Below are 17,167 nucleotides of genomic sequence, written 5' to 3' on the forward strand. Positions count from 1 at the left end.
AGAGAGCGCGACATGAAGCACCCGCAACGCTCCTCCTCATTGTCCCGCTGCGTCCCCTGGCTCGCGGCGCTGATGCTGGCCGGCGGCTGTGCCGTCGGGCCGGAGTTCAATGCGCCCACGCCCGAGGCACCGGCCGATTTCTCGGGCTGGCACGGCGGCTCGGCGGAGCTGCTCGATGCGCAGGCCCGCGATGCCGCGGGCGCGCCCATCGGCTGGTCTGCCTTCGCCGACCCGGTGCTCGATGCACTGATGGCGAAGGCGCTCGACGCCAACCACGACCTGCAGACCGCCGCGCTGCGCTTCGCACAAAGCCGCGTCCAGCGCCGGCAGGCCGAGGCCCAGCGCGGCCCGCAGCTCAACGCCAGTGCGGCCGCTGCGCGCAAACGGCAGAGCGAGGTGGGCTCCGGCACGCGCTTGATCGATGCGCTCAATCCCTCGAACCGCGAGCAGCTGATCGGCGCCCTGAGCGAGCCGCACAACCTCTACCAGGCCGGCTTCGATGCCTCTTGGGAACTCGACCTCTGGGGCCGCGTGCGTCGCGCCATCGAGGCGGCCGATGCCGATGTCGTTGCTTCGCAGGCCCTGCTGGCGCAGGTGCAACTGGCCGTGCAGTCGGAACTGGCGCGCAACTACTTCGAGCTCCGTACGGCGCAGCGGCAGTTGCGCATCGCGCGGGCCGACGTCGGCGCGAGCGAAGAGACGCTGGCCCTGGTGCGCGCACGCGCCGACGGCGGCCTGACCACCGATCTCGATGTGCGGCGGCAGGCGGCCCAGGCTGCGGACCTGCGCGCACGCCTGCCGCAGCTGCTGGCGTTGGAGGCCAGGGCGACCAACCAGATCACGCTGTTGCTCGGCGAACGGCCTGGCGCAATGCAGACGCAGCTTGCGGGGCCCGCCGATGGGCCCGCAGGCGCCTTGCCCGACCTGTCGCCGGGGCTGCCTTCCGAGGTGGCGCTGCGCCGTCCCGACATCCGGCGCGCGGAGGCGCAATTGCATGCGGCCACCGCGAGCATCGGCCTGGCCATGGCCGACCTGTACCCGCGCATCACGCTGGGCGCGAACTTCGGCTTCGAATCGGTGGCGAGCCGCAGCTTCGGCGAGTGGGGGAGCCGGCAATGGTCCGTCGGGCCCAGCTTGCAGTTGCCCCTCTTCGATGGCGGACGGCGCCGCAGCACAGTGACCCTGCGCGAGCTGCAGCAACAGGAAGCCGCTGTGGCCTACCAGCAGACCGTGCTGAAGGCCTGGCACGAGATCGACGATGCGCTGAGCGCCTATGCCGCCGAAAGACAGCGGCATCTTCAGCTCGCCGACAAGGAGCGGCAGAGCAGGGATGCGTGGGATCTTGCGCGAGTGTGGTACGAGCATGGGCTGACCGACTTCCTGGTGCAGCTCGATGCGCAGCGCACGCTGCTGCAGGCGCAGCGGGACCAGGTGGACAGCGCAGGGCGGCTGGCGATGGACCTGGTGTTGCTGACCAAGGCGCTGGGCGGGGCCGAGGACCGGAACGCAGCGCGGCGCTAGGCCCAAGTGGTGCGATCGGATCTCTGGCATGCTGGGTCCGCATGAACCTGGATCCGTTCGTCAGCGTCGATGGAATTCCGTTCACGATCTCGCAAGAAGAGATCGTGAAGCGGCGAGGGCAGCCCCTGGGGTCCGGCCGGAACGCCGTGGGGCTGAACGAGTTCGACTATGCATCGGTGGTCTACCGGTTTCAGGACTCTGGCAGGTTGGAGGAGGTCACCACGCAGGCGCCGGTGGTCAACTTCGGCAATGTAGCGGTGCCGTTCGAGACGCTGCCGTCGTTCGTCCGGCAGCAGGATCCGGGGGTGTTCGAGCGGGCAGGGTTTGTCGTCAGCCCGCGGTTCGGCCTGGCCTTCGATCCCGATGAGCCGTCCTGGGTGACGGCGCTTGCGGCGCATTGTCTCGATGCGTGGCGGGCCTTGTGAAAACACGTTGGCAGGATTCGCGGCTCCCTGGTCCTTGTGGTGCAGGCTGATCCTTCGTAGGCTCGGGGTTTCACGTCCATCATTCAAGGAGAACCATGAGCAACAACACAGTCAGGCTGCATCGCGTCATTGCCGCTAAGCCTGAAAAAGTCTATCGGGCCTTCGTCGACGCCGACGCCAAGGCGCGGTGGCTGCCGCCCAATGGCTTCACCGGGAAGGTTCATAGCATGGAGGTCAAGGTGGGCGGCAAGTACAGGATGTCGTTCACGAACTTCACCACCGGCAAGAGCACGTCCTTCGCGGGTGAATACCGCGAGCTCGTGCCGAATGAGCGGCTGCGGTACACCGACGTCTTCGACGATCCGAACCTGCCCGGGGAGATGCAGGTCACGGTCACGATGAAGCAGGTCTTGGTCGGCACCGAACTGAACATCGTCCAGGAGGGCATCCCCGATGCGATCCCTCTGGAAGCGTGCTACCTCGGCTGGCAGGAGTCGCTGCTGAACCTGGCGCGGCTGGTGGAGCCGGAGATCAACGGTTAGCCATCGGGGGCAATGGACCCGTCACCCAGTACGGGAGCTGCCCATGACCCCTGCCGATCTTTCCGCCCTGTACCTCGAATACATCGCCTGCCTCAACCAGCAGGATTGGGCGGCGCTGGGGCGGTTCGTCGACGATGAGGTGAGCCACAACGGCCGGCAGTTCGGACTGCACGGGTATCGGGAGATGCTCGAAGGGGATTTCCGGGAGATCCCGGATCTTCATTTCAACGTGGCATTGCTGGTTGCCGAGCCGCCTCATGTCGCGAGCCGGCTGGACTTCGCGAAAACGACGCGGTATTAATTCGAAGTTTTGAGGCGAATGATGGTCTGGAAAATGGTGTGCTAGCGATAGCAAGAGCGACAACAAACCAACGCCTTCTCAAGGGTGCTGATTAGATCTCAATGATCTAGTGGACGATCCCGCGCTCGCCCAGTAACAATGCCGGACCCACCCAGTCCCCACGCCTCCCTACCCCAACACATCATTCACCTGCGCATTGAACTCCGCCTGCCCCAACGCCACCCCGATCTCCCTTGGCAGCGCATCCCTCACAGAAAACACCCCCAGGATCTTCGTTCCCGACACCAGCGGCAGGTGCCGGAATCCCCGCTCGAGCATCAGCACCACCGCATCCGACACCAGCGTCTCCGGCGACACGCAAATCGGATTCGGCGTCATCACTTCACGCACGGCCGCTCGATCCGGATCGAGCCCTTTCGCCAGCACCCGCGTCATCAGGTCGCGCTCGGTCAGGATGCCCAGCAGGATGTCCGGCGGCTCCATGATGAGCACGCTGCCGCAGTTGGCGCGGGTCATCGCGCCGGCGGCGTCGCGCACGCTGGCATGCGGCCCGAGGCTGAGCACATGCTTGCGCGATATGGACTGAAACACAGTACGTTCTTCCGCCATGGTCCGCCCTCCAGCAAAAGCGCGATGTTGCGACGGGCTCGGGCTCAGCGCAAGGAGGCGTTGAGTTTTTCCAGCGCCGGGGCGCCCGGGCACAGCTCGCCGGGCCCCAGCTGGTTGAGCGGGCGGGCACTGGTGTTGAGCGCCGTGTGCAGGTCGGTGGCCAGTGGATCGACGTAGAGCAGGCCGGTCACCACCTCGCCCATTTCCTGGTGCCGCTGCATGTGCGACATGGCGGCGTGGCGGTCGCCGGGGTTGTAGCCGGCGTGCAGGCTGCGCAGCCGCAGCAGGGTGCCGTCGTGCTGGCGCACGTCCATTACCTCGCCCGGCGCCACGTCCGCGGTGATCGCTTCGCGCCCCTGGATGAAATCGATGCGGCTCACCGCCTCGTTGTGTTCGCGCACGTAGTCGTAGCTCTTGGTGCTGCCCGGATGGTTGTTGAAGGCCACGCAGGGGCTGATCACGTCGATGAAGGCGGCCCCGCCGTGGCTGATGGCGCCCTTGATCAGCGGCACCAGCTGGGCCTTGTTGCCCGAGAAGCCACGCCCGACGTACGTGGCGCCCAGCTGCAGGGCCATGGCCACGAGGTCCACCGGGCTGTCCGTGTTGATTGCGCCCTTCTTGCTCTTGGAGCCCTCGTCGGCGGTGGCGGAGAACTGGCCCTTCGTGAGGCCGTAGACGCCGTTGTTCTCGACGATGTAGGCCATGCGCACGCCGCGCCGCATGGCGTGGGCGAACTGGCCCAGGCCGATGGATGCCGAATCGCCATCGCCCGAGACCCCGAGATAGAGCAGGTCGCGGTTGGCCAGGTTGGCGCCGGTCAGCACGCTGGGCATGCGGCCGTGCACGGTGTTGAAGCCGTGCGAGGCGCCCAGGAAATAGTCCGGCGTCTTGGAGCTGCAGCCGATGCCCGAGAGCTTGGCGACGCGGTGGGGCTCGATGTCCAGCTCCCAGCAGGCCTCGATGATGGCGGCCGAGATCGAGTCGTGGCCGCAGCCGGCGCACAGCGTGGAAATCTTGCCCTCGTAGTCGCGCCGCGTATAGCCGACCTTGTTGGTGGCCAGCGTGGGGTGGTGCAGCTTGGGCTTGGCGAGATAGGTCATGCGGTTCCCCCCGTCACATGCGCAGCGATCGCCCCGGTGACGAAGCGCGCCGTAATGGGCGTTCCATCGAAGTGCAGCACGCGCACCAGCCGGGCCGGGTCGATGTCGAGTTCGTTGATCAGCAGGCTGCGCATCTGCGCGTCGCGGTTCTGCTCGACCACGAAGACTTGGCGGTGCTCGGCCAGGAACTGCACGACGCTCTCCGGAAAGGGGAAGGCGCGCAGCCGCATCGCATCCAGGTGGATGCCGCGGGCCTCGAGCGCTTCCAGCGCCTCGTGCATGGCGGGGCTGGTCGATCCGAAATAGATCACGCCCAGGTCCGTGGCCTGCGCGGCCGGCCGCAGCACGGGCTGCGGCACCATCGTGGCGGCGGTCGCGAACTTCTTCAGCAAGCGCTCCATGTTGTAGATGTAGTCGGGCCCGCGCTCCGAGTAGCGGGCGTAGGCGTCGCGCGTGGTGCCCCGTGTGAAGAAGCTGCCCTTGGTCGGATGCGTGCCGGGCAGGGTGCGCCAGGGGATGCCGTCGCCGTCGACGTCCTTGTAGCGGCCGAAGTCGCGGCCGGCCTCCAGCTCCTCGGCCGTCATGACCTTGCCGCGGTCGTAAGTGCGGCTCTCGTCCCATTCGAAGGGGGCGCACAGGCGCTGGTTCATGCCGATGTCCAGGTCTGTCATCAGGAACACGGGGGTCTGCAGGCGGTCCGCCAGGTCCAGCGCGGCAGCGGCGTGCTCGAAGCACTCGTGCGGGTCCTCGGGGAACAGCAGCACGTGCTTGGTGTCGCCGTGCGAGGCGTAGGCGCAGCACAGGATGTCGGCCTGCTGGGTGCGCGTGGGCATGCCGGTGGAAGGTCCGCCGCGCTGCACGTTGATGAGGGTGACGGGGATCTCGGCGAAGTAGGCGAGCCCGATGAACTCGGTCATCAGCGAGATGCCCGGGCCCGAGGTTGCGGTGAAGGCGCGCGCGCCGTTCCATCCGGCGCCGACCACCATGCCGATGGAGGCCAGCTCGTCCTCGGCCTGCACGATGGCGAAGCGGTTCTGGCCGGTGGCCGGGTCCACGCGGAACTTGGCGCAGTACTTCTGGAAGGCCTCGGCGACCGAGGAAGAGGGCGTGATCGGGTACCAGGCCGCGACCGTGGCGCCGCCGTACACGCAGCCCAGTGCCGCGGCGCTGTTGCCGTCGACGAAGATGCGCTCGCCCACGCGGTCGGCGCGCCGCACCTGCAGCCCCACCGTCTCGCGCAGGTGCTCGCGCGCGAAGTCGCAGCCCAGGTGCAGGGCCTGCACGTTGGAGGCCAGCAGCTTCTCCTTGCCCCTGTACTGCTCGCCGAGCAGCTTCTCGACCACCTGCGGCTCGATGCCCAGCAGGACGGCGAGTGCGCCCACGTAGACGATGTTCTTGAACAGCTGCCGCTGTCGCGGGTCGTGGTAGACCGCGTTGCAGATCTCGGTGAGCGGCATGCCGATCACGCGGATGTCGTCGCGGAACTTCGACGGCGGCAGGGCGCGCGTGCTGTCGTAGAACAGGTAGCCGCCGGGCTCCAGCTCGGCCACGTCGGCGTCCCAGGTCTGCGGATTCATCGCCACCATCATGTCGGTGCCACCGCGCCGCCCCATGTGGCCCTGCTCGGAGACGCGCACTTCGTACCACGTCGGCAGGCCCTGGATGTTGCTCGGGAAGATGTTGCGCGGGCTCACCGGCACGCCCATGCGCAGGATGGCCTTGGCGAACAGCTCGTTGGCCGAGGCCGAACCCGAGCCGTTGACGTTGGCGAACTTGATGACGAAGTCGTTGACCGCCGTGATCGAGGGCACGGCCCCTACGTTCGCCGAAGGGGCCTGCACGCCCTTGGGCGGAAGTGTCGCACTCATTGGCTAAGCTCCGCGCCATGCGCTGCGGTGCTGTTCGAATTGGGAGCGGCCTGGGTTCTCATGCCGGCACCCCCTGCTTCGGCGCGAGCTTCGCATCGCGGCTTGCCGGGCCCGCCGGCGTCATCTTCAGCAGGAACTTCTGCATGTCCCAGGCCCCGGTGGGACAGCGCTCGGCGCACAGGCCGCAGTGCAGGCAGACGTCCTCGTCCTTCACCATCACGCGGCCGGTCTTCAGCCCGCCGGACACGTACAGATCCTGCGCCAGGTTGAGCGCGGGTGCCTTCAATCGCTGCCGCAGCTCCGCCTCCTCGCCGTTGGCGGTGAAGCTGATGCAGTCCATCGGGCAGATGTCCACGCAGGCATCGCACTCGATGCACGCGACCTCGGTGAACACGGTCTGCACATCGCAATTGAGGCAGCGCTCGGCCTCCTTGAAGGCAGTGGCGGCGTCGAAGCCCAGCTCCACCTCGACCCGGATGCTGGCCAGCGCAGTCTCCGCCTTGGCCCAGGGCACCTTGTAGCGCAGGTCGTTGGTGATGTCGTTGTCGTAGCTCCACTCGTGGATGCCCATCTTCTGCGACATCAGGTTGGTCATGGGGGCAGGGCGCAGCTCGATCGATTCGCCGTGCAGCAGCCGGTCGATCGACACCGCGGCCTCGTGCCCATGGGCCACGGCCTCGATGATGTTCTTGGGGCCGAAGGCCGCGTCGCCGCCGAAGAACACGTTCGGCGCGGTGGCCTGGAAGGTGCTCTTGTCCAGCACCGGCAGGCCCGACTTGTCGAAGTCGATGCCGCAGTCCCGTTCGATCCACGGGAAGGCGTTCTCCTGGCCCACCGCCACGAGCACGTCGTCGCACTCGAAGAAGGCCTCGGGCTCGCCGGTGGGCACCAGCGAGCGCCGGCCCTGGGCGTCGTACTGCGCGCGGACGATCTCGAAGCGCATGCCCACCAGCCTGCCGTCCTCGTGGACGAAGGCCTTGGGTACATGGAAGTTGATGATGGGGATGCCCTCGTGCTGCGCATCCTCCTTCTCCCAGGGGGAGGCCTTCATTTCCTCGAAGCCGCTGCGCACGATCACCTTCACGTCGCTGCCGCCCAGGCGTCGCGCCGACCGGCAGCAGTCCATCGCCGTGTTGCCGCCGCCCAGCACGATCACGCGCTGGCCGATGCCGGTGATGTGGCCGAAGGAGACGGAAGCCAGCCAGTCGATGCCAATGTGGATATTGGCCGCGGCCTCCCGGCGGCCGGGCAGGTCGAGATCGCGTCCGCGCGGCGCGCCGCAGCCGACGAAGATCGCATCCCAGTCTTGCGCCATCAGCGCCTTCATCGAGCCGATGCGCTCGCCGCTGCGGAACTCGACGCCCAGATCCAGGATGTAGCCGGTCTCCTCGTCGATCACCGACTCGGGCAGGCGGAAGTGCGGGATCTGCGTGCGCATGAAGCCGCCGGCCTTGGCCTCCTCGTCGAACACCGTCACCTCGTAGCCCAGCGGCGCCAGGTCGCGCGCGACGGTGAGCGAGGCCGGCCCGGCGCCCACGCAGGCGACGCGCTTGCCGTTGCGCGGCTCGAGGGTCGGCATGCGCGCGCGCACGTCGCCCTTCATGTCGGCCGCGACGCGCTTGAGCCGGCAGATCGCCACGGGCTCCGGCTTCTGCGCATTGCTCTCTTCGACCCGGCCGCGCCGGCAGGCCGGCTCACACGGCCGGTCGCAGGTGCGCCCGAGGATGCCGGGGAAGACGTTCGAGGCCCAGTTGATCATGTAGGCGTCGCTGTAGCGGCGCTGCGCGATCAACCGGATGTACTCGGGGACGGGGGTGTGCGCCGGACAGGCGTACTGGCAATCGACGACCTTGTGGAAGTAGGCCGGGTTCGCGATATCGGTTCGCTGCAAAGCTTGTCTCCTTGCTGCCGCCCGTGGCCCTCGTGGGTGGGCCGATGCGGGCTTTTCCGCCAGTATGCGCCGCGTGCGGCACAAAGGGGGCTCGGTGAAAGCCCTCAGCGTGGCATGGGTGCATCAGCCCCGCGCCGCGGCCCGCGTCTCGGCGAAGGCGCTGCGGCCCAGCCAGCGCCAGAGATCGCGGGCATCGCGCACACCGCCGGTCATGCGCACCCGCCGCTCGCGGATCGAGTCTTCGGCCTCCCGGTCGCCGGTCCAGATCTCGGTCAGCGCGAGCACGGTGCATTCGACGACCAGCGTCGGCTCGTCGCCCGGGTTGTCGCGGCAGAGATCGGCGGTGCCCTGGTCGATCACCAGCCACCAGCGCCGCTCGCCTTCCGGCGCATCGGTGAAGCGGAAGTGGACCACGATGCAGCGCCCGGGGGGGCATTCGTCGAGGTGCACGAAGCGGCGGATGTCCCACATCAGGAAGCCCGCGTCGAGCTGCCCGCGCTTGAGGCGGCTGCCGATCCAGCGCGCGCCCCAGTGGCCCAGCGCCATCACGATCGGGCGCAACTCCTCGCCGGCGCCGGTCAGGTGGTATTCAGCCGAAGGACCCGTGCCCTGGACGCGAGTGACCACGCCGACCTCCTCGAGCTTGCGCAGGCGCTGCGCGAGCAGCGAGCCCGACATGCGCGGCACGCCGCGCCGGATGTCGTTGAAGCGCGTGCTGCCGCACATCAGCTCGCGCACCACCAGCGGCGTCCAGCGTTCGCACAGCACCTCGGCGCCTCGTGCGACGGTGCAGAACTGGCCGTAGTCGATCATGGCGCCAATCTAGCGCTTCGCGCGCCCGGAGACCAGTACAGATTCTGGACTGGCGCGGCGACCGGGGCGCGGCCATCCTTGCGGCATTACTTCACCCCAAGGAGATGCACCATGAGCACTGTCGCCGCCCCGCCTGTCTTCGACGCCGCCGCCTTCAAGACCACCACCCGCGCGCAATGGCAGTCCGCGGCCGAGGCCTGGCACCGCTGGGGACCCTTCCTCGGCCGCTGGCTCGGCGACGCGACCGACGCCATGTTCGAGCTGGCGCGCATCGGGCCGGGCTCGCGCGTGCTCGACATCGCGGCCGGTGCCGGCGAGCAGTCGATCGGCGCCGCGCGGCGCGTGGGAGCCTCGGGCCATGTGCTCGCCACGGACATCGCGCCTGCGTTGCTTGAGCGCGCCGCCGCCGATGCCCGCGCCGCCGGGCTGGCGAACCTCGAGGTCCGCGAGCTCGACGGCGAGGCGCTCGACACCCTGCCGGCAGCGAGCTTCGATGCCGCGATCAGCCGCGTCGGCCTGATCTACTTTCCCGACCAGCAGCGCGCGCTGGCCGGCATGCGGCGGGCGCTGCGGCCGGGCGGGCGGGTGTCGGTGGTCGTGTACTCGACACCCGAGCGCAACGCCTTCTTCTCGATCCCGGTGAAGATCATCCGCGAGCGCGCCGGGTTGCCGCCGCCGCTGCCGGGGCAGCCCGGGCCCTTCTCGCTGGGCGGGGAGGGCGTGCTCGAGGCCACGCTGGCCAAGGCCGGCCTCGGCGAGATCGAGGTCCGCAGGGTGCCGTCGCCGGTGCGGCTGCCGAGCGCGGCCGAGTGCGTGCGCTTCGAGCGGGAATCCTTCGGCGCGCTGCACCAGATGATGGTGGGCCTGGACGAAGCGCAGCGGGCCGAGGCCTGGCGCGCGATCGAAGAGGCCCTGCGTGCCTTCGAGACCGCTGACGGGTTCGAGGCGCCGTGCGAGATGCTGGTGGGAGCGGGAACGGTCTCGTGATCGAGCGGCTGCCCGTGCGGGTTCAAGTCGCCAACCCGGCCTTGCGCAGACCCGCCACGAACTGATCGAGCGGCGCGGGGTCGCTGTAGGGCAGCACGCGCAGCGTGAGTTCGATCCCGTAGCCGGGATGGAGGGCCATCAGCTCGCGCCAGATCCGGCCGGCCTCGTCGTGGCGGCCGGTGTGGCCGTAGATCGAAGCCAGGTAGGCCCGTGTGACGTCCGATCCCGGCATGTGGATCAGTCGGCGCTTGAAGCTCACTTCGGCCTCGGCGTACCGCCCGAGGGCGAACTGAGCCCGCCCCTGCGCGTGCCGCCACAGGCTGAACTGCGGGTCGAGGCGCAGTGCCTGCGCGAGCGATTCGACCGCCTCCTCGTGCCGCCCGGCGAAGTCCAGGATGATGCCGAGCGTCCCATGGCTCTGCGAGGAATTCGGGTCGAGCGCGATCGACCGCCGCGCCGCGCTCTCCGCCTCGTCCAGCCGGCGCAGCCACATGAGCGCGTTGGACAGCGCGTGATGCGCCATGGGCTCGGAAGGGTCCGCTGCGCGGGCCTTGCGTGCTATTGCGAGGTTCTCTTCCAGGTCATGCTCCGTGCGGCCGTTCCAGGCGTTGGCGTATTCCACGCCACGGGCGATCGCCAGGTAGGCGTAGGCCTGCGCCATGTCCGGGTCGATGGCCAGCGCGCGCTCCAGCATTTCGCGCGTCTCGGCCAGTGCCGGTTCGGTGAACTGCAGGATGCAGCTCTTGGCGCGGAAGAGATAGTCATAGGCCTCGCCGTTGACCTTGCCGCGCTCTTGACGGCGTGCCTCCTCGTTGCCGGTGAGCCGCACCTCGAGCGTTTCCACGATCTTGCGCGTGACTTCGTCCTGCACCAGGAAGATGTCCTCGAGGTCGCGGTCGTAGCGGTCCGCCCAGACGTGTCCGCCGGATTCAGCATCGATGAGCTGCACGTTGATGCGCACCCTCATTCCGTGGCGCCGCACGCTGCCCTCGAGCACGTGCCGTACGCCCAGCTTGGCGCCGACATCCTTGATGTCGACGTTCTGCTTCTTGAAGGTGAAGGTCGAGTTGCGCGCGATCACGAACAGGCCGGAGATCTTGGAGCAGTCGGTGATGATGTCCTCGGTGATGCCGTCTGCGAAGTACTCCTGCTCCGGGTCTCCGCTCATGTTGGTGAAGGGCAGCACCGCCAGCGAAGGCCGGTCCGGCGGGCGCAGGGCACGCGCTGGCGCAGGCGCGGGCTCGGCCGGCTTCAGCTGGAAGGCGTGGACCAGGTGCGCGATGTTCTTCATCGGCTGCTCGCCCTGGTCGACGAAGCTGGCGACGATCCTGTCGCGCACGGCCCCGTGCACCGCGTCGGACACGACGATGCCGCCCGCCTCGGCCACCGCGCACAGGCGCGAGGCGATGTTCACCCCATCGCCGTAGACCGTGCCGTCCGCCTTCTCGATCACATCGCCCATGTGGATGCCGATGCGAAAGTGCATCCGCCGATCCTGCGGCACGGCAGCGGTGGACGCGCGCAGTTCCTGCTGGACGGCGATGGCGACCGTCACCGCGCCGGCGGCCGTCTCGAACACGGCGAGTACCGAGTCGCCGGCCATGTCGATCACGCGGCCATGACCGGCCTCGATGCGGCTGCGGAAGACCGCGCGCGCAGCATCGAGCGCGGCCACGGTGCCGTGCTCGTCGCCCGCCATCAGGCGCGAATAGCCGACTGCGTCCGCCGCGACGATCGCCAGCAGGCGCTGTCTGAGATCAGCCGAGTTCAACGACGTCAACTCCATAGGGAACACCAGGGCCGGTGCATATTACGCTCGTCGCGGGGGCGGAGGGATGCTGATCGCATCCGCCGCGACCGCATCATTTGCGCCGGCCTACAGACGCGGAGCGTCTTCGACGACGCCGCGCACCCGGCATGGCCTTAGTCTGGGATGCATCCAAACTGCACAGCATTAGTCGACGACATGGCCGCCAATGCGATGGTCAAGGGAGAGGTGAATTACCGGGCCGGTGACGGCCCCATGATCCGGATCCCCGAGGGGCCGGTCGAAGTGGACCTGGCGGACGACAGCGCGGTGCTCAGCTGGGGCGACGCCGGCAACACGCAGAGCGCCGCGTTGCCGATCGCCGAATACGAGCGCTATGTGCGCGATGGCCTGATCGTGCCGAAAGCCTAGCAGCGCGCCTGGCTCGCCAGGCACTTACCAGCGCAAGCGCCAAGGGCGGAGTTCCAAAGACTACGGTGTGTTCTGTTCATAAGGGATGTCCAGGAGACGTTCGGGACCGTGCGCGGTGCGCACAGGGCAGGCACGCCGCGCGAGCGGTGCCATCCTTTTCGGTACACGCACCAGACCCTCAGGCCGCAGCGCGTGAAGCCGGGAATCGGCAAATGCTAGGAATGGCCGCTGGCCTCGTCAGGCTGCCGCTACAAAAGGCGAGAAATCATTCGCAACCCGCCGTCCCTTCAAAAGGCACGGACCAGCGCAAGCTCACCCGCGCCCGGCGCCTTTGTCCGTCTCCGACAGCCCCGCCAAGTGCTTCACCAGCAACCCCGCCGCCGCCGACAGGTTCTCCCCCGTCTTCGTCGCCATGAGCAGCCGCCGCACCGCCCACGCATCCTTCAGCCGCAGCACGCGCAGGTCCAGCACGCTGACCTGCGCCGAGCAAGCCGCCAGCGGCACGACGCCGATGCCCAGGCCGGCCGCGATCATGTGGCACATCGCGTCGAAGCTGCGCACCTGCACGCGCAACCGCATCGGGATGCCCGCCTGCTCGGCGGCGCGCGAGGTCAGCTCCAGCAGCGAGCTGCTGCGATTCAGTCCCACGAATTCGTAGGCCAGGCAGGTCTTGAAGTCCACCCGCTTCAGGCTCGCCAGCGGATGCTGCCGTGCGCACAGCACCACCAGCTCATCGGTCTGGAAGGGCGCGATGTCCAGGCCGTAGGCCGGTGTGTTCTCGGCGAACACGCCGACGTCGGCCAGTCCGTCGACCAGGGCACGCACGATGTCGCCGCTCAGCTGCTCCTCCACCTCGACGCGGATGTCGGGATGCCGCGCGAGGAAAGTCGCGAGTGCCGTAGGCAGGAACTCGGTGAGCGCCGACATGTTGGCCCACAGCCGCACGTGGCCGCGAACGCCGCTCGCGTAGTCGCCCAGCTCGCTGCTGAACTGCTCGAAGCCCTGGAACAGGCGCATCGCGTGCTGCATGGCCACGTGGCCGGCGGGCGTCAGGGCAATGCCCTGGGCGCTGCGCTCCAGCAGCTTCGAGCCGGTGGCAGTCTCGAAGTCCGAAAGCCGCCGGCTCGCCGCAGACAGCGCCAGGTGACAGGCTTCCGCGCCCTTGGTGATGCTGCCCGTCTGCGCCACCGCGCAGAACAGGCGCAGGGTGACGAAATCGACGCGGGCCGGGTTGATGGTGCGGGCCATGGGCGAGATTCTAGAGAGGGCCTTCGCATTCTGCGAAGGCCTGCTGCCGTCAAAGCAATTCCGCTGGCGGCGCGGCGTTCCTACAGTGGAGGCCATTCCACTCAAGAGACAAACGCAACGCCATGAACGCACTCGAAGGCCTCAAGGTCCTGGAGCTCGGCCAGCTCATCGCCGGCCCCTTCGCCGGCAAGACGCTGGCCGAGTTCGGCGCCGACGTGATCAAGGTCGAGCCGGCCGAGGTCGGCGACCCTTTGCGCAAGTGGCGCATGCTGCGCGACGGCACCTCCGTGTGGTGGGAAGTGCAGTCGCGCAACAAGCGCTCGGTCTGCCTGGACCTGCGCAGCGCCGAAGGCCAGGAGGCGGTGCGGGCCCTGGCGCTCGAGGCCGACGTGCTGATCGAGAACTTCAAGCCCGGCACGATGGAGGCCTGGGGCCTGGGCTGGGAACAGCTGCATGCGCTCAATCCGAAGCTGGTGATGCTGCGCATCTCGGGCTATGGGCAGACCGGCCCCTACCGCGACAAGCCCGGCTTCGGCGTGCTCGGCGAATCGATGGGCGGCCTGCGCTATCTGAGCGGCGAGCCGGGCCGGGTGCCGGTGCGGGTGGGCGTCTCGCTGGGCGACACGCTGTCGGCGCTGCACGGCGTGATCGGCGTGCTGATGGCGCTCTACCACCGCGCAGCCCATGGCGGCGAAGGCCAGTTCATCGACGTGGCGCTTTACGAGTCGGTCTTCAACGTAATGGAGAGCCTGCTGCCCGAGTACGACGCCTTCGGCGCGGTGCGCGAACGCGCCGGCAGTGCGCTGCCGGGCATCGCGCCCACCAACGCCTACCGCTGCAACGATGGCCACTACGTGCTGGTGGCCGGCAACGGCGACAGCATCTTCCGCCGGCTGATGCGCGCGATCGAGCGGCCGGACCTCGAAAACGACCCGGCGCTGCGCCACAACGACGGCCGGGTGCAGCAGGTCGAGATGCTCGATGCCGCGATCGAAGCATGGACGGTGCAGCGCAGCCGCGACGAGGTGCTGGCCGCACTCGATGCCGCCGGCGTGCCGGTCGGGCGCATCTACACGGTGGCCGATATCGCACGCGACCCCCAATATTTGGCGCGCGAAATGATCGTCGAGGCACCGACCTCCGACGGCCGCACGCTCAAGGTGCCCGGCATCGTGCCCAAGCTCAGCGCCACGCCGGGCCGCATCGCGCATCCGGCGCCGCGCCTGGGCGAGCACGACGATCAACTGCAACCAGGTGCCGGCTGGCCCGTGCGCACACGCTGAAAGGATAGCGACATGAACACCGGCAATGGCACGCGCCTGCACATCAACGAGGTCGCCACGCGCGACGGTTTCCAGATGGAAAGCCGCTTCATCCCCACCGAGGACAAGATCGCGCTGATCGATCGCCTGAGCGGCCTCGGCTACGCGAAGATCGAGGTGACCTCCTTCACCTCCGCGAAGGCCATCCCGGCCCTGCGCGACGGCGAAGAGGTCATGAGCCGCATCGCACGCCGGCCCGGCGTGGTCTACACCGCGCTGGTGCCCAACCTGCGCGGCGGCGAGCGGGCGCTCGACAGCCGCGTCGACGAGTTCAACGTCGTGATGTCGGCCAGCGAGACCCACAACCTGGCCAACCTGCGCATGACCCGCGCGCAGTCCTTCGCCCAGCTGGCCGAGGTGATCGCGCTGGCGCGGCGGGCGGCGGTGCCGGTGAACGTCTCGCTGTCCTGTGTCTTCGGCTGCCCGATGGAGGGCGAGGTGCCGCTCGATGGCGTGCTGGGCTGGATCGAGCGCTTCGCCGAGCAGGGCGTGGCCGGCATCACGCTGTGCGACACCACGGGCATGGCCTATCCCACGCAGGTGCAGCAAGTCTGCGCGAGTGCGCTCACGCGTTTTCCCGCGCTGGAGTTCACCGCGCATTTCCACAACACGCGCGCCATGGGCCTGGTCAACACGGTGGCGGCGGTCGAATCGGGCGTGCGCCGCCTCGACATGTCGCTGGGCGGCATCGGCGGCTGCCCCTATGCGCCCGGCGCGAGCGGCAATGTGGCGACCGAGGACGTGGTCCACATGCTGCAGTGCATGGGCTACGACACGGGCATGGACCTCGACGGCCTGATCGGCGCGGCGGCACAGCTCGAAGCGCTGGTGCAGCACGCGCTCCCGGCCCAGGTCTCCCGCGCCGGCCATCGGCTCACCCGCCACGCGCCACCGGCGGATTTCGCGGAGATCGCCCTGCGGGCGAAGGCGCGCGACCAAGGCACCAAGGAGCTGCAGCCATGATCGACCACCTGGACCACCTGGTGCTCACCACCGCCGACGAGCCCGCCTGCGTGCGCTTCTACGTCGAGGTCCTGGGCATGGCGCTCGAAACCTTCGGCGAGGGGCGCAAGGGCTTCCGCTTCGGCAACCAGAAGATCAACCTGCACGTGAAAGGCCACGAGTTCGAGCCCAAGGCGCAGGTCCCGATGCCCGGCGCGCTGGACCTGTGCTTCATCGCCGCGGTGCCGCTCGACGAGGTGATCGCGCGCCTCGCCGAGAAGCAGGTGCCCATCATCGAGGGCCCCGTGATGCGCACCGGCGCGGTCTCGCGCATTCGCTCGGTCTACGTGCGCGACCCGGATCTCAACCTCATCGAGATCTCGGAATTGAAGGCCTGAACAGCACACCGTATCCGTATTGACAAGGAGACAAGACATGAAACTCGCCCCCCGCCTGCTCGCGGCCTGCGCCGCCTTCACCGTGATGGCCTCGCACGCCGACAGCTGGCCCTCGAAGCCCATCACGTTCATCGTCCCCACCGCGCCCGCCGGTTCCACCGACATCATGGCGCGCATGGTCGCCGATCCGCTGGCACGCGCATTGGGCCAGCCGGTGGTGGTCGACAACAAACCCGGCGCCAGCGGCAACATCGGCACCGAGGCCGTGGCCCGCGCCGCGCCGGACGGGTACACCCTGCTCATGCAGTACTCGGGCTACCACGTGGGCAACCCTGCGCTGTTCCAGCAGATCAAGTGGAATCCGACCAAGGACTTCGTGCCGGTCGCGCTGGTGATGCGGGCGCCGCACGTGGTGGCGGTCAGCGGCAAGCTGCCGGTGAACTCGATGAAGGAGCTCATCGAGCACGGCAAGAAGAAGGGCGACGGCGGCCTCAACTACGCGTCCTCCGGCAACGGCTCGATCCAGCACATCGCGGGCGAGCTGCTGTCGCGCCAGGCGAAGCAGCCGATGACCCACGTGCCCTACAAGGGCTCGGGCCCCGCCATCAACGACCTGATCGCGGGCAACGTCGACATGTTCATCACCACGCCGCCCTCGGTGATCGGCCACATCGCGAGCGGCAAGCTCAAGGCGCTGGCCTATACCGGCACCCGGCGCCATCCGTCGATGCCCAATGTGCCGACCTCGGCCGAGGCCGGGTTGCCCGGCTACGAGGTGGATTCGTGGTTCGCGGTGTTCGCGCCGGCGAAGACGCCGCCGGAGGTGGTGGCCAAGCTCAGCGCCGAGATCCGCAAGATCGTCGAGAGCGAGGGCTTCCGCAAGAAGGTGGACGACCAGGGCGCCTTCGCCGTCTACATGGACCCGCCCGCGCTGGGCAAGTTCGTCGACCAGGAACTGGTGAAGTGGTCGAAGGTGATCAAGGCGGCCGACATCAAGGCCGATTGATCGGCGCCGCCCATG

16 protein-coding genes and 1 pseudogene are annotated in these 17,167 nt (G+C 68.4%); 10 read left to right on the top strand and 7 right to left on the bottom strand.

Going from position 1 to position 17,167, the window contains the following annotated elements:
* The first annotated feature begins 12 nt into the window (after nt 1-12).
* The 4 genes and pseudogenes from E5P3_RS12490 to E5P3_RS12505 all read left to right on the top strand — a co-directional run.
* Entirely contained in the window at nt 13-1,521 is a 1,509-nt protein-coding gene (locus E5P3_RS12490) for an efflux transporter outer membrane subunit (protein ID WP_162586270.1), read from the top strand.
* A 41-nt stretch (nt 1,522-1,562) separates the two neighbouring features.
* Nucleotides 1,563-1,946: a hypothetical protein gene (locus E5P3_RS12495; RefSeq protein ID WP_162586271.1), complete on the top strand. Its 384-nt coding sequence runs from the start codon at nt 1,563-1,565 to the stop codon at nt 1,944-1,946.
* Nucleotides 1,947-2,041: 95 nt separating this feature from the next.
* Complete coding sequence (locus E5P3_RS12500; RefSeq protein ID WP_162586272.1) at nt 2,042-2,488, top strand: SRPBCC family protein; 447 nt, start codon at nt 2,042-2,044, stop codon at nt 2,486-2,488.
* 43 nt (nt 2,489-2,531) lie between these two features.
* Nucleotides 2,532-2,771 (top strand): annotated as a pseudogene (locus tag E5P3_RS12505) (ester cyclase); the annotation flags it as partial.
* Nucleotides 2,772-2,957: 186 nt separating this feature from the next.
* Here E5P3_RS12505 and E5P3_RS12510 read toward each other — a convergent pair.
* The 5 genes from E5P3_RS12510 to E5P3_RS12530 all read right to left on the bottom strand — a co-directional run bounded on the left by E5P3_RS12510 (nt 2,958) and on the right by E5P3_RS12530 (nt 9,070).
* Nucleotides 2,958-3,398 carry a CBS domain-containing protein gene (locus tag E5P3_RS12510; protein ID WP_162586274.1) on the bottom strand — a complete coding sequence of 147 codons (441 nt, stop codon included), beginning with the start codon at nt 3,396-3,398 and terminating at the stop codon, nt 2,958-2,960.
* A gap of 44 nt (nt 3,399-3,442) precedes the next feature.
* Nucleotides 3,443-4,498 carry a 2-oxoacid:ferredoxin oxidoreductase subunit beta gene (locus E5P3_RS12515; RefSeq protein ID WP_162586275.1) on the bottom strand — a complete coding sequence of 352 codons (1,056 nt, stop codon included), beginning with the start codon at nt 4,496-4,498 and terminating at the stop codon, nt 3,443-3,445.
* Nucleotides 4,495-6,366, bottom strand: coding sequence for a 2-oxoacid:acceptor oxidoreductase subunit alpha (locus tag E5P3_RS12520; RefSeq protein WP_232073111.1), 1,872 nt, complete (start codon nt 6,364-6,366; stop codon nt 4,495-4,497). The genes E5P3_RS12515 and E5P3_RS12520 overlap by 4 nt, the downstream gene beginning before the upstream one ends.
* Before the next feature lie 58 nt (nt 6,367-6,424).
* Nucleotides 6,425-8,257: an FAD-dependent oxidoreductase gene (locus E5P3_RS12525; protein ID WP_162586276.1), complete on the bottom strand. Its 1,833-nt coding sequence runs from the start codon at nt 8,255-8,257 to the stop codon at nt 6,425-6,427.
* Nucleotides 8,258-8,380: 123 nt separating this feature from the next.
* Nucleotides 8,381-9,070: a winged helix-turn-helix transcriptional regulator gene (locus E5P3_RS12530; protein WP_197893961.1), complete on the bottom strand. Its 690-nt coding sequence runs from the start codon at nt 9,068-9,070 to the stop codon at nt 8,381-8,383.
* A 111-nt stretch (nt 9,071-9,181) separates the two neighbouring features.
* Here E5P3_RS12530 and E5P3_RS12535 point away from each other — a divergent pair, with 111 nt between their 5' ends.
* Entirely contained in the window at nt 9,182-10,057 is an 876-nt protein-coding gene (locus E5P3_RS12535) for a class I SAM-dependent methyltransferase (protein ID WP_162586277.1), read from the top strand.
* Between the two features lie 22 nt (nt 10,058-10,079).
* Here the strand turns inward: E5P3_RS12535 and E5P3_RS12540 are convergent, their stop codons facing one another.
* The gene (locus E5P3_RS12540) at nt 10,080-11,828 is read right to left on the bottom strand and encodes an adenylate/guanylate cyclase domain-containing protein (RefSeq protein ID WP_197893962.1); all 1,749 of its coding nucleotides are present in this window, start codon (nt 11,826-11,828) and stop codon (nt 10,080-10,082) included.
* Between the two features lie 195 nt (nt 11,829-12,023).
* Here E5P3_RS12540 and E5P3_RS12545 point away from each other — a divergent pair, with 195 nt between their 5' ends.
* Nucleotides 12,024-12,236 (top strand): hypothetical protein, encoded by a 213-nt coding sequence (locus E5P3_RS12545; RefSeq protein WP_162586279.1) that lies wholly within the window; start codon nt 12,024-12,026, stop codon nt 12,234-12,236.
* Nucleotides 12,237-12,548: 312 nt separating this feature from the next.
* Here the strand turns inward: E5P3_RS12545 and E5P3_RS12550 are convergent, their stop codons facing one another.
* Complete coding sequence (locus E5P3_RS12550) at nt 12,549-13,484, bottom strand: LysR family transcriptional regulator (RefSeq protein ID WP_162586280.1); 936 nt, start codon at nt 13,482-13,484, stop codon at nt 12,549-12,551.
* A 122-nt stretch (nt 13,485-13,606) separates the two neighbouring features.
* On the opposite strand from E5P3_RS12550, the gene E5P3_RS12555 reads away from it, so the two are divergent.
* The 4 genes from E5P3_RS12555 to E5P3_RS12570 are packed head-to-tail and all read left to right on the top strand — an operon-like array spanning nt 13,607 to nt 17,152.
* Nucleotides 13,607-14,767, top strand: a complete 1,161-nt coding sequence (locus tag E5P3_RS12555) for a CaiB/BaiF CoA transferase family protein (RefSeq protein WP_162586281.1) — start codon at nt 13,607-13,609, stop codon at nt 14,765-14,767.
* 12 nt (nt 14,768-14,779) lie between these two features.
* The gene (locus E5P3_RS12560; protein ID WP_162586282.1) at nt 14,780-15,769 is read left to right on the top strand and encodes a hydroxymethylglutaryl-CoA lyase; all 990 of its coding nucleotides are present in this window, start codon (nt 14,780-14,782) and stop codon (nt 15,767-15,769) included.
* Nucleotides 15,766-16,146: a VOC family protein gene (locus E5P3_RS12565; protein ID WP_162586283.1), complete on the top strand. Its 381-nt coding sequence runs from the start codon at nt 15,766-15,768 to the stop codon at nt 16,144-16,146. Before E5P3_RS12560 ends, E5P3_RS12565 begins: the two co-directional genes overlap by 4 nt.
* 37 nt (nt 16,147-16,183) lie before the next feature.
* Nucleotides 16,184-17,152, top strand: a complete 969-nt coding sequence (locus E5P3_RS12570; RefSeq protein ID WP_162586284.1) for a Bug family tripartite tricarboxylate transporter substrate binding protein — start codon at nt 16,184-16,186, stop codon at nt 17,150-17,152.
* The last annotated feature ends 15 nt before the right edge of the window (nt 17,153-17,167 follow it).

Source organism: Variovorax sp. RA8, from assembly GCF_901827175.1.
GTDB lineage: Bacteria > Pseudomonadota > Gammaproteobacteria > Burkholderiales > Burkholderiaceae_C > Variovorax.

Bases quoted from the DNA above. Each gene is read 5' to 3' on its own strand.
- E5P3_RS12490 (WP_162586270.1), top strand. From the start codon at position 13: ATGAAGCACCCGCAACGCTCCTCCTCATTGTCCCGCTGCGTCCCCTGG.
- E5P3_RS12495 (WP_162586271.1), top strand. From the start codon at position 1,563: ATGAACCTGGATCCGTTCGTCAGCGTCGATGGAATTCCGTTCACGATC.
- E5P3_RS12500 (WP_162586272.1), top strand. From the start codon at position 2,042: ATGAGCAACAACACAGTCAGGCTGCATCGCGTCATTGCCGCTAAGCCT.
- E5P3_RS12510 (WP_162586274.1), bottom strand. From the start codon at position 3,398: ATGGCGGAAGAACGTACTGTGTTTCAGTCCATATCGCGCAAGCATGTG.
- E5P3_RS12515 (WP_162586275.1), bottom strand. From the start codon at position 4,498: ATGACCTATCTCGCCAAGCCCAAGCTGCACCACCCCACGCTGGCCACC.
- E5P3_RS12520 (WP_232073111.1), bottom strand. From the start codon at position 6,366: ATGAGTGCGACACTTCCGCCCAAGGGCGTGCAGGCCCCTTCGGCGAAC.
- E5P3_RS12530 (WP_197893961.1), bottom strand. From the start codon at position 9,070: ATGATCGACTACGGCCAGTTCTGCACCGTCGCACGAGGCGCCGAGGTG.
- E5P3_RS12535 (WP_162586277.1), top strand. From the start codon at position 9,182: ATGAGCACTGTCGCCGCCCCGCCTGTCTTCGACGCCGCCGCCTTCAAG.
- E5P3_RS12545 (WP_162586279.1), top strand. From the start codon at position 12,024: ATGGCCGCCAATGCGATGGTCAAGGGAGAGGTGAATTACCGGGCCGGT.
- E5P3_RS12550 (WP_162586280.1), bottom strand. From the start codon at position 13,484: ATGGCCCGCACCATCAACCCGGCCCGCGTCGATTTCGTCACCCTGCGC.
- E5P3_RS12555 (WP_162586281.1), top strand. From the start codon at position 13,607: ATGAACGCACTCGAAGGCCTCAAGGTCCTGGAGCTCGGCCAGCTCATC.
- E5P3_RS12560 (WP_162586282.1), top strand. From the start codon at position 14,780: ATGAACACCGGCAATGGCACGCGCCTGCACATCAACGAGGTCGCCACG.
- E5P3_RS12565 (WP_162586283.1), top strand. From the start codon at position 15,766: ATGATCGACCACCTGGACCACCTGGTGCTCACCACCGCCGACGAGCCC.
- E5P3_RS12570 (WP_162586284.1), top strand. From the start codon at position 16,184: ATGAAACTCGCCCCCCGCCTGCTCGCGGCCTGCGCCGCCTTCACCGTG.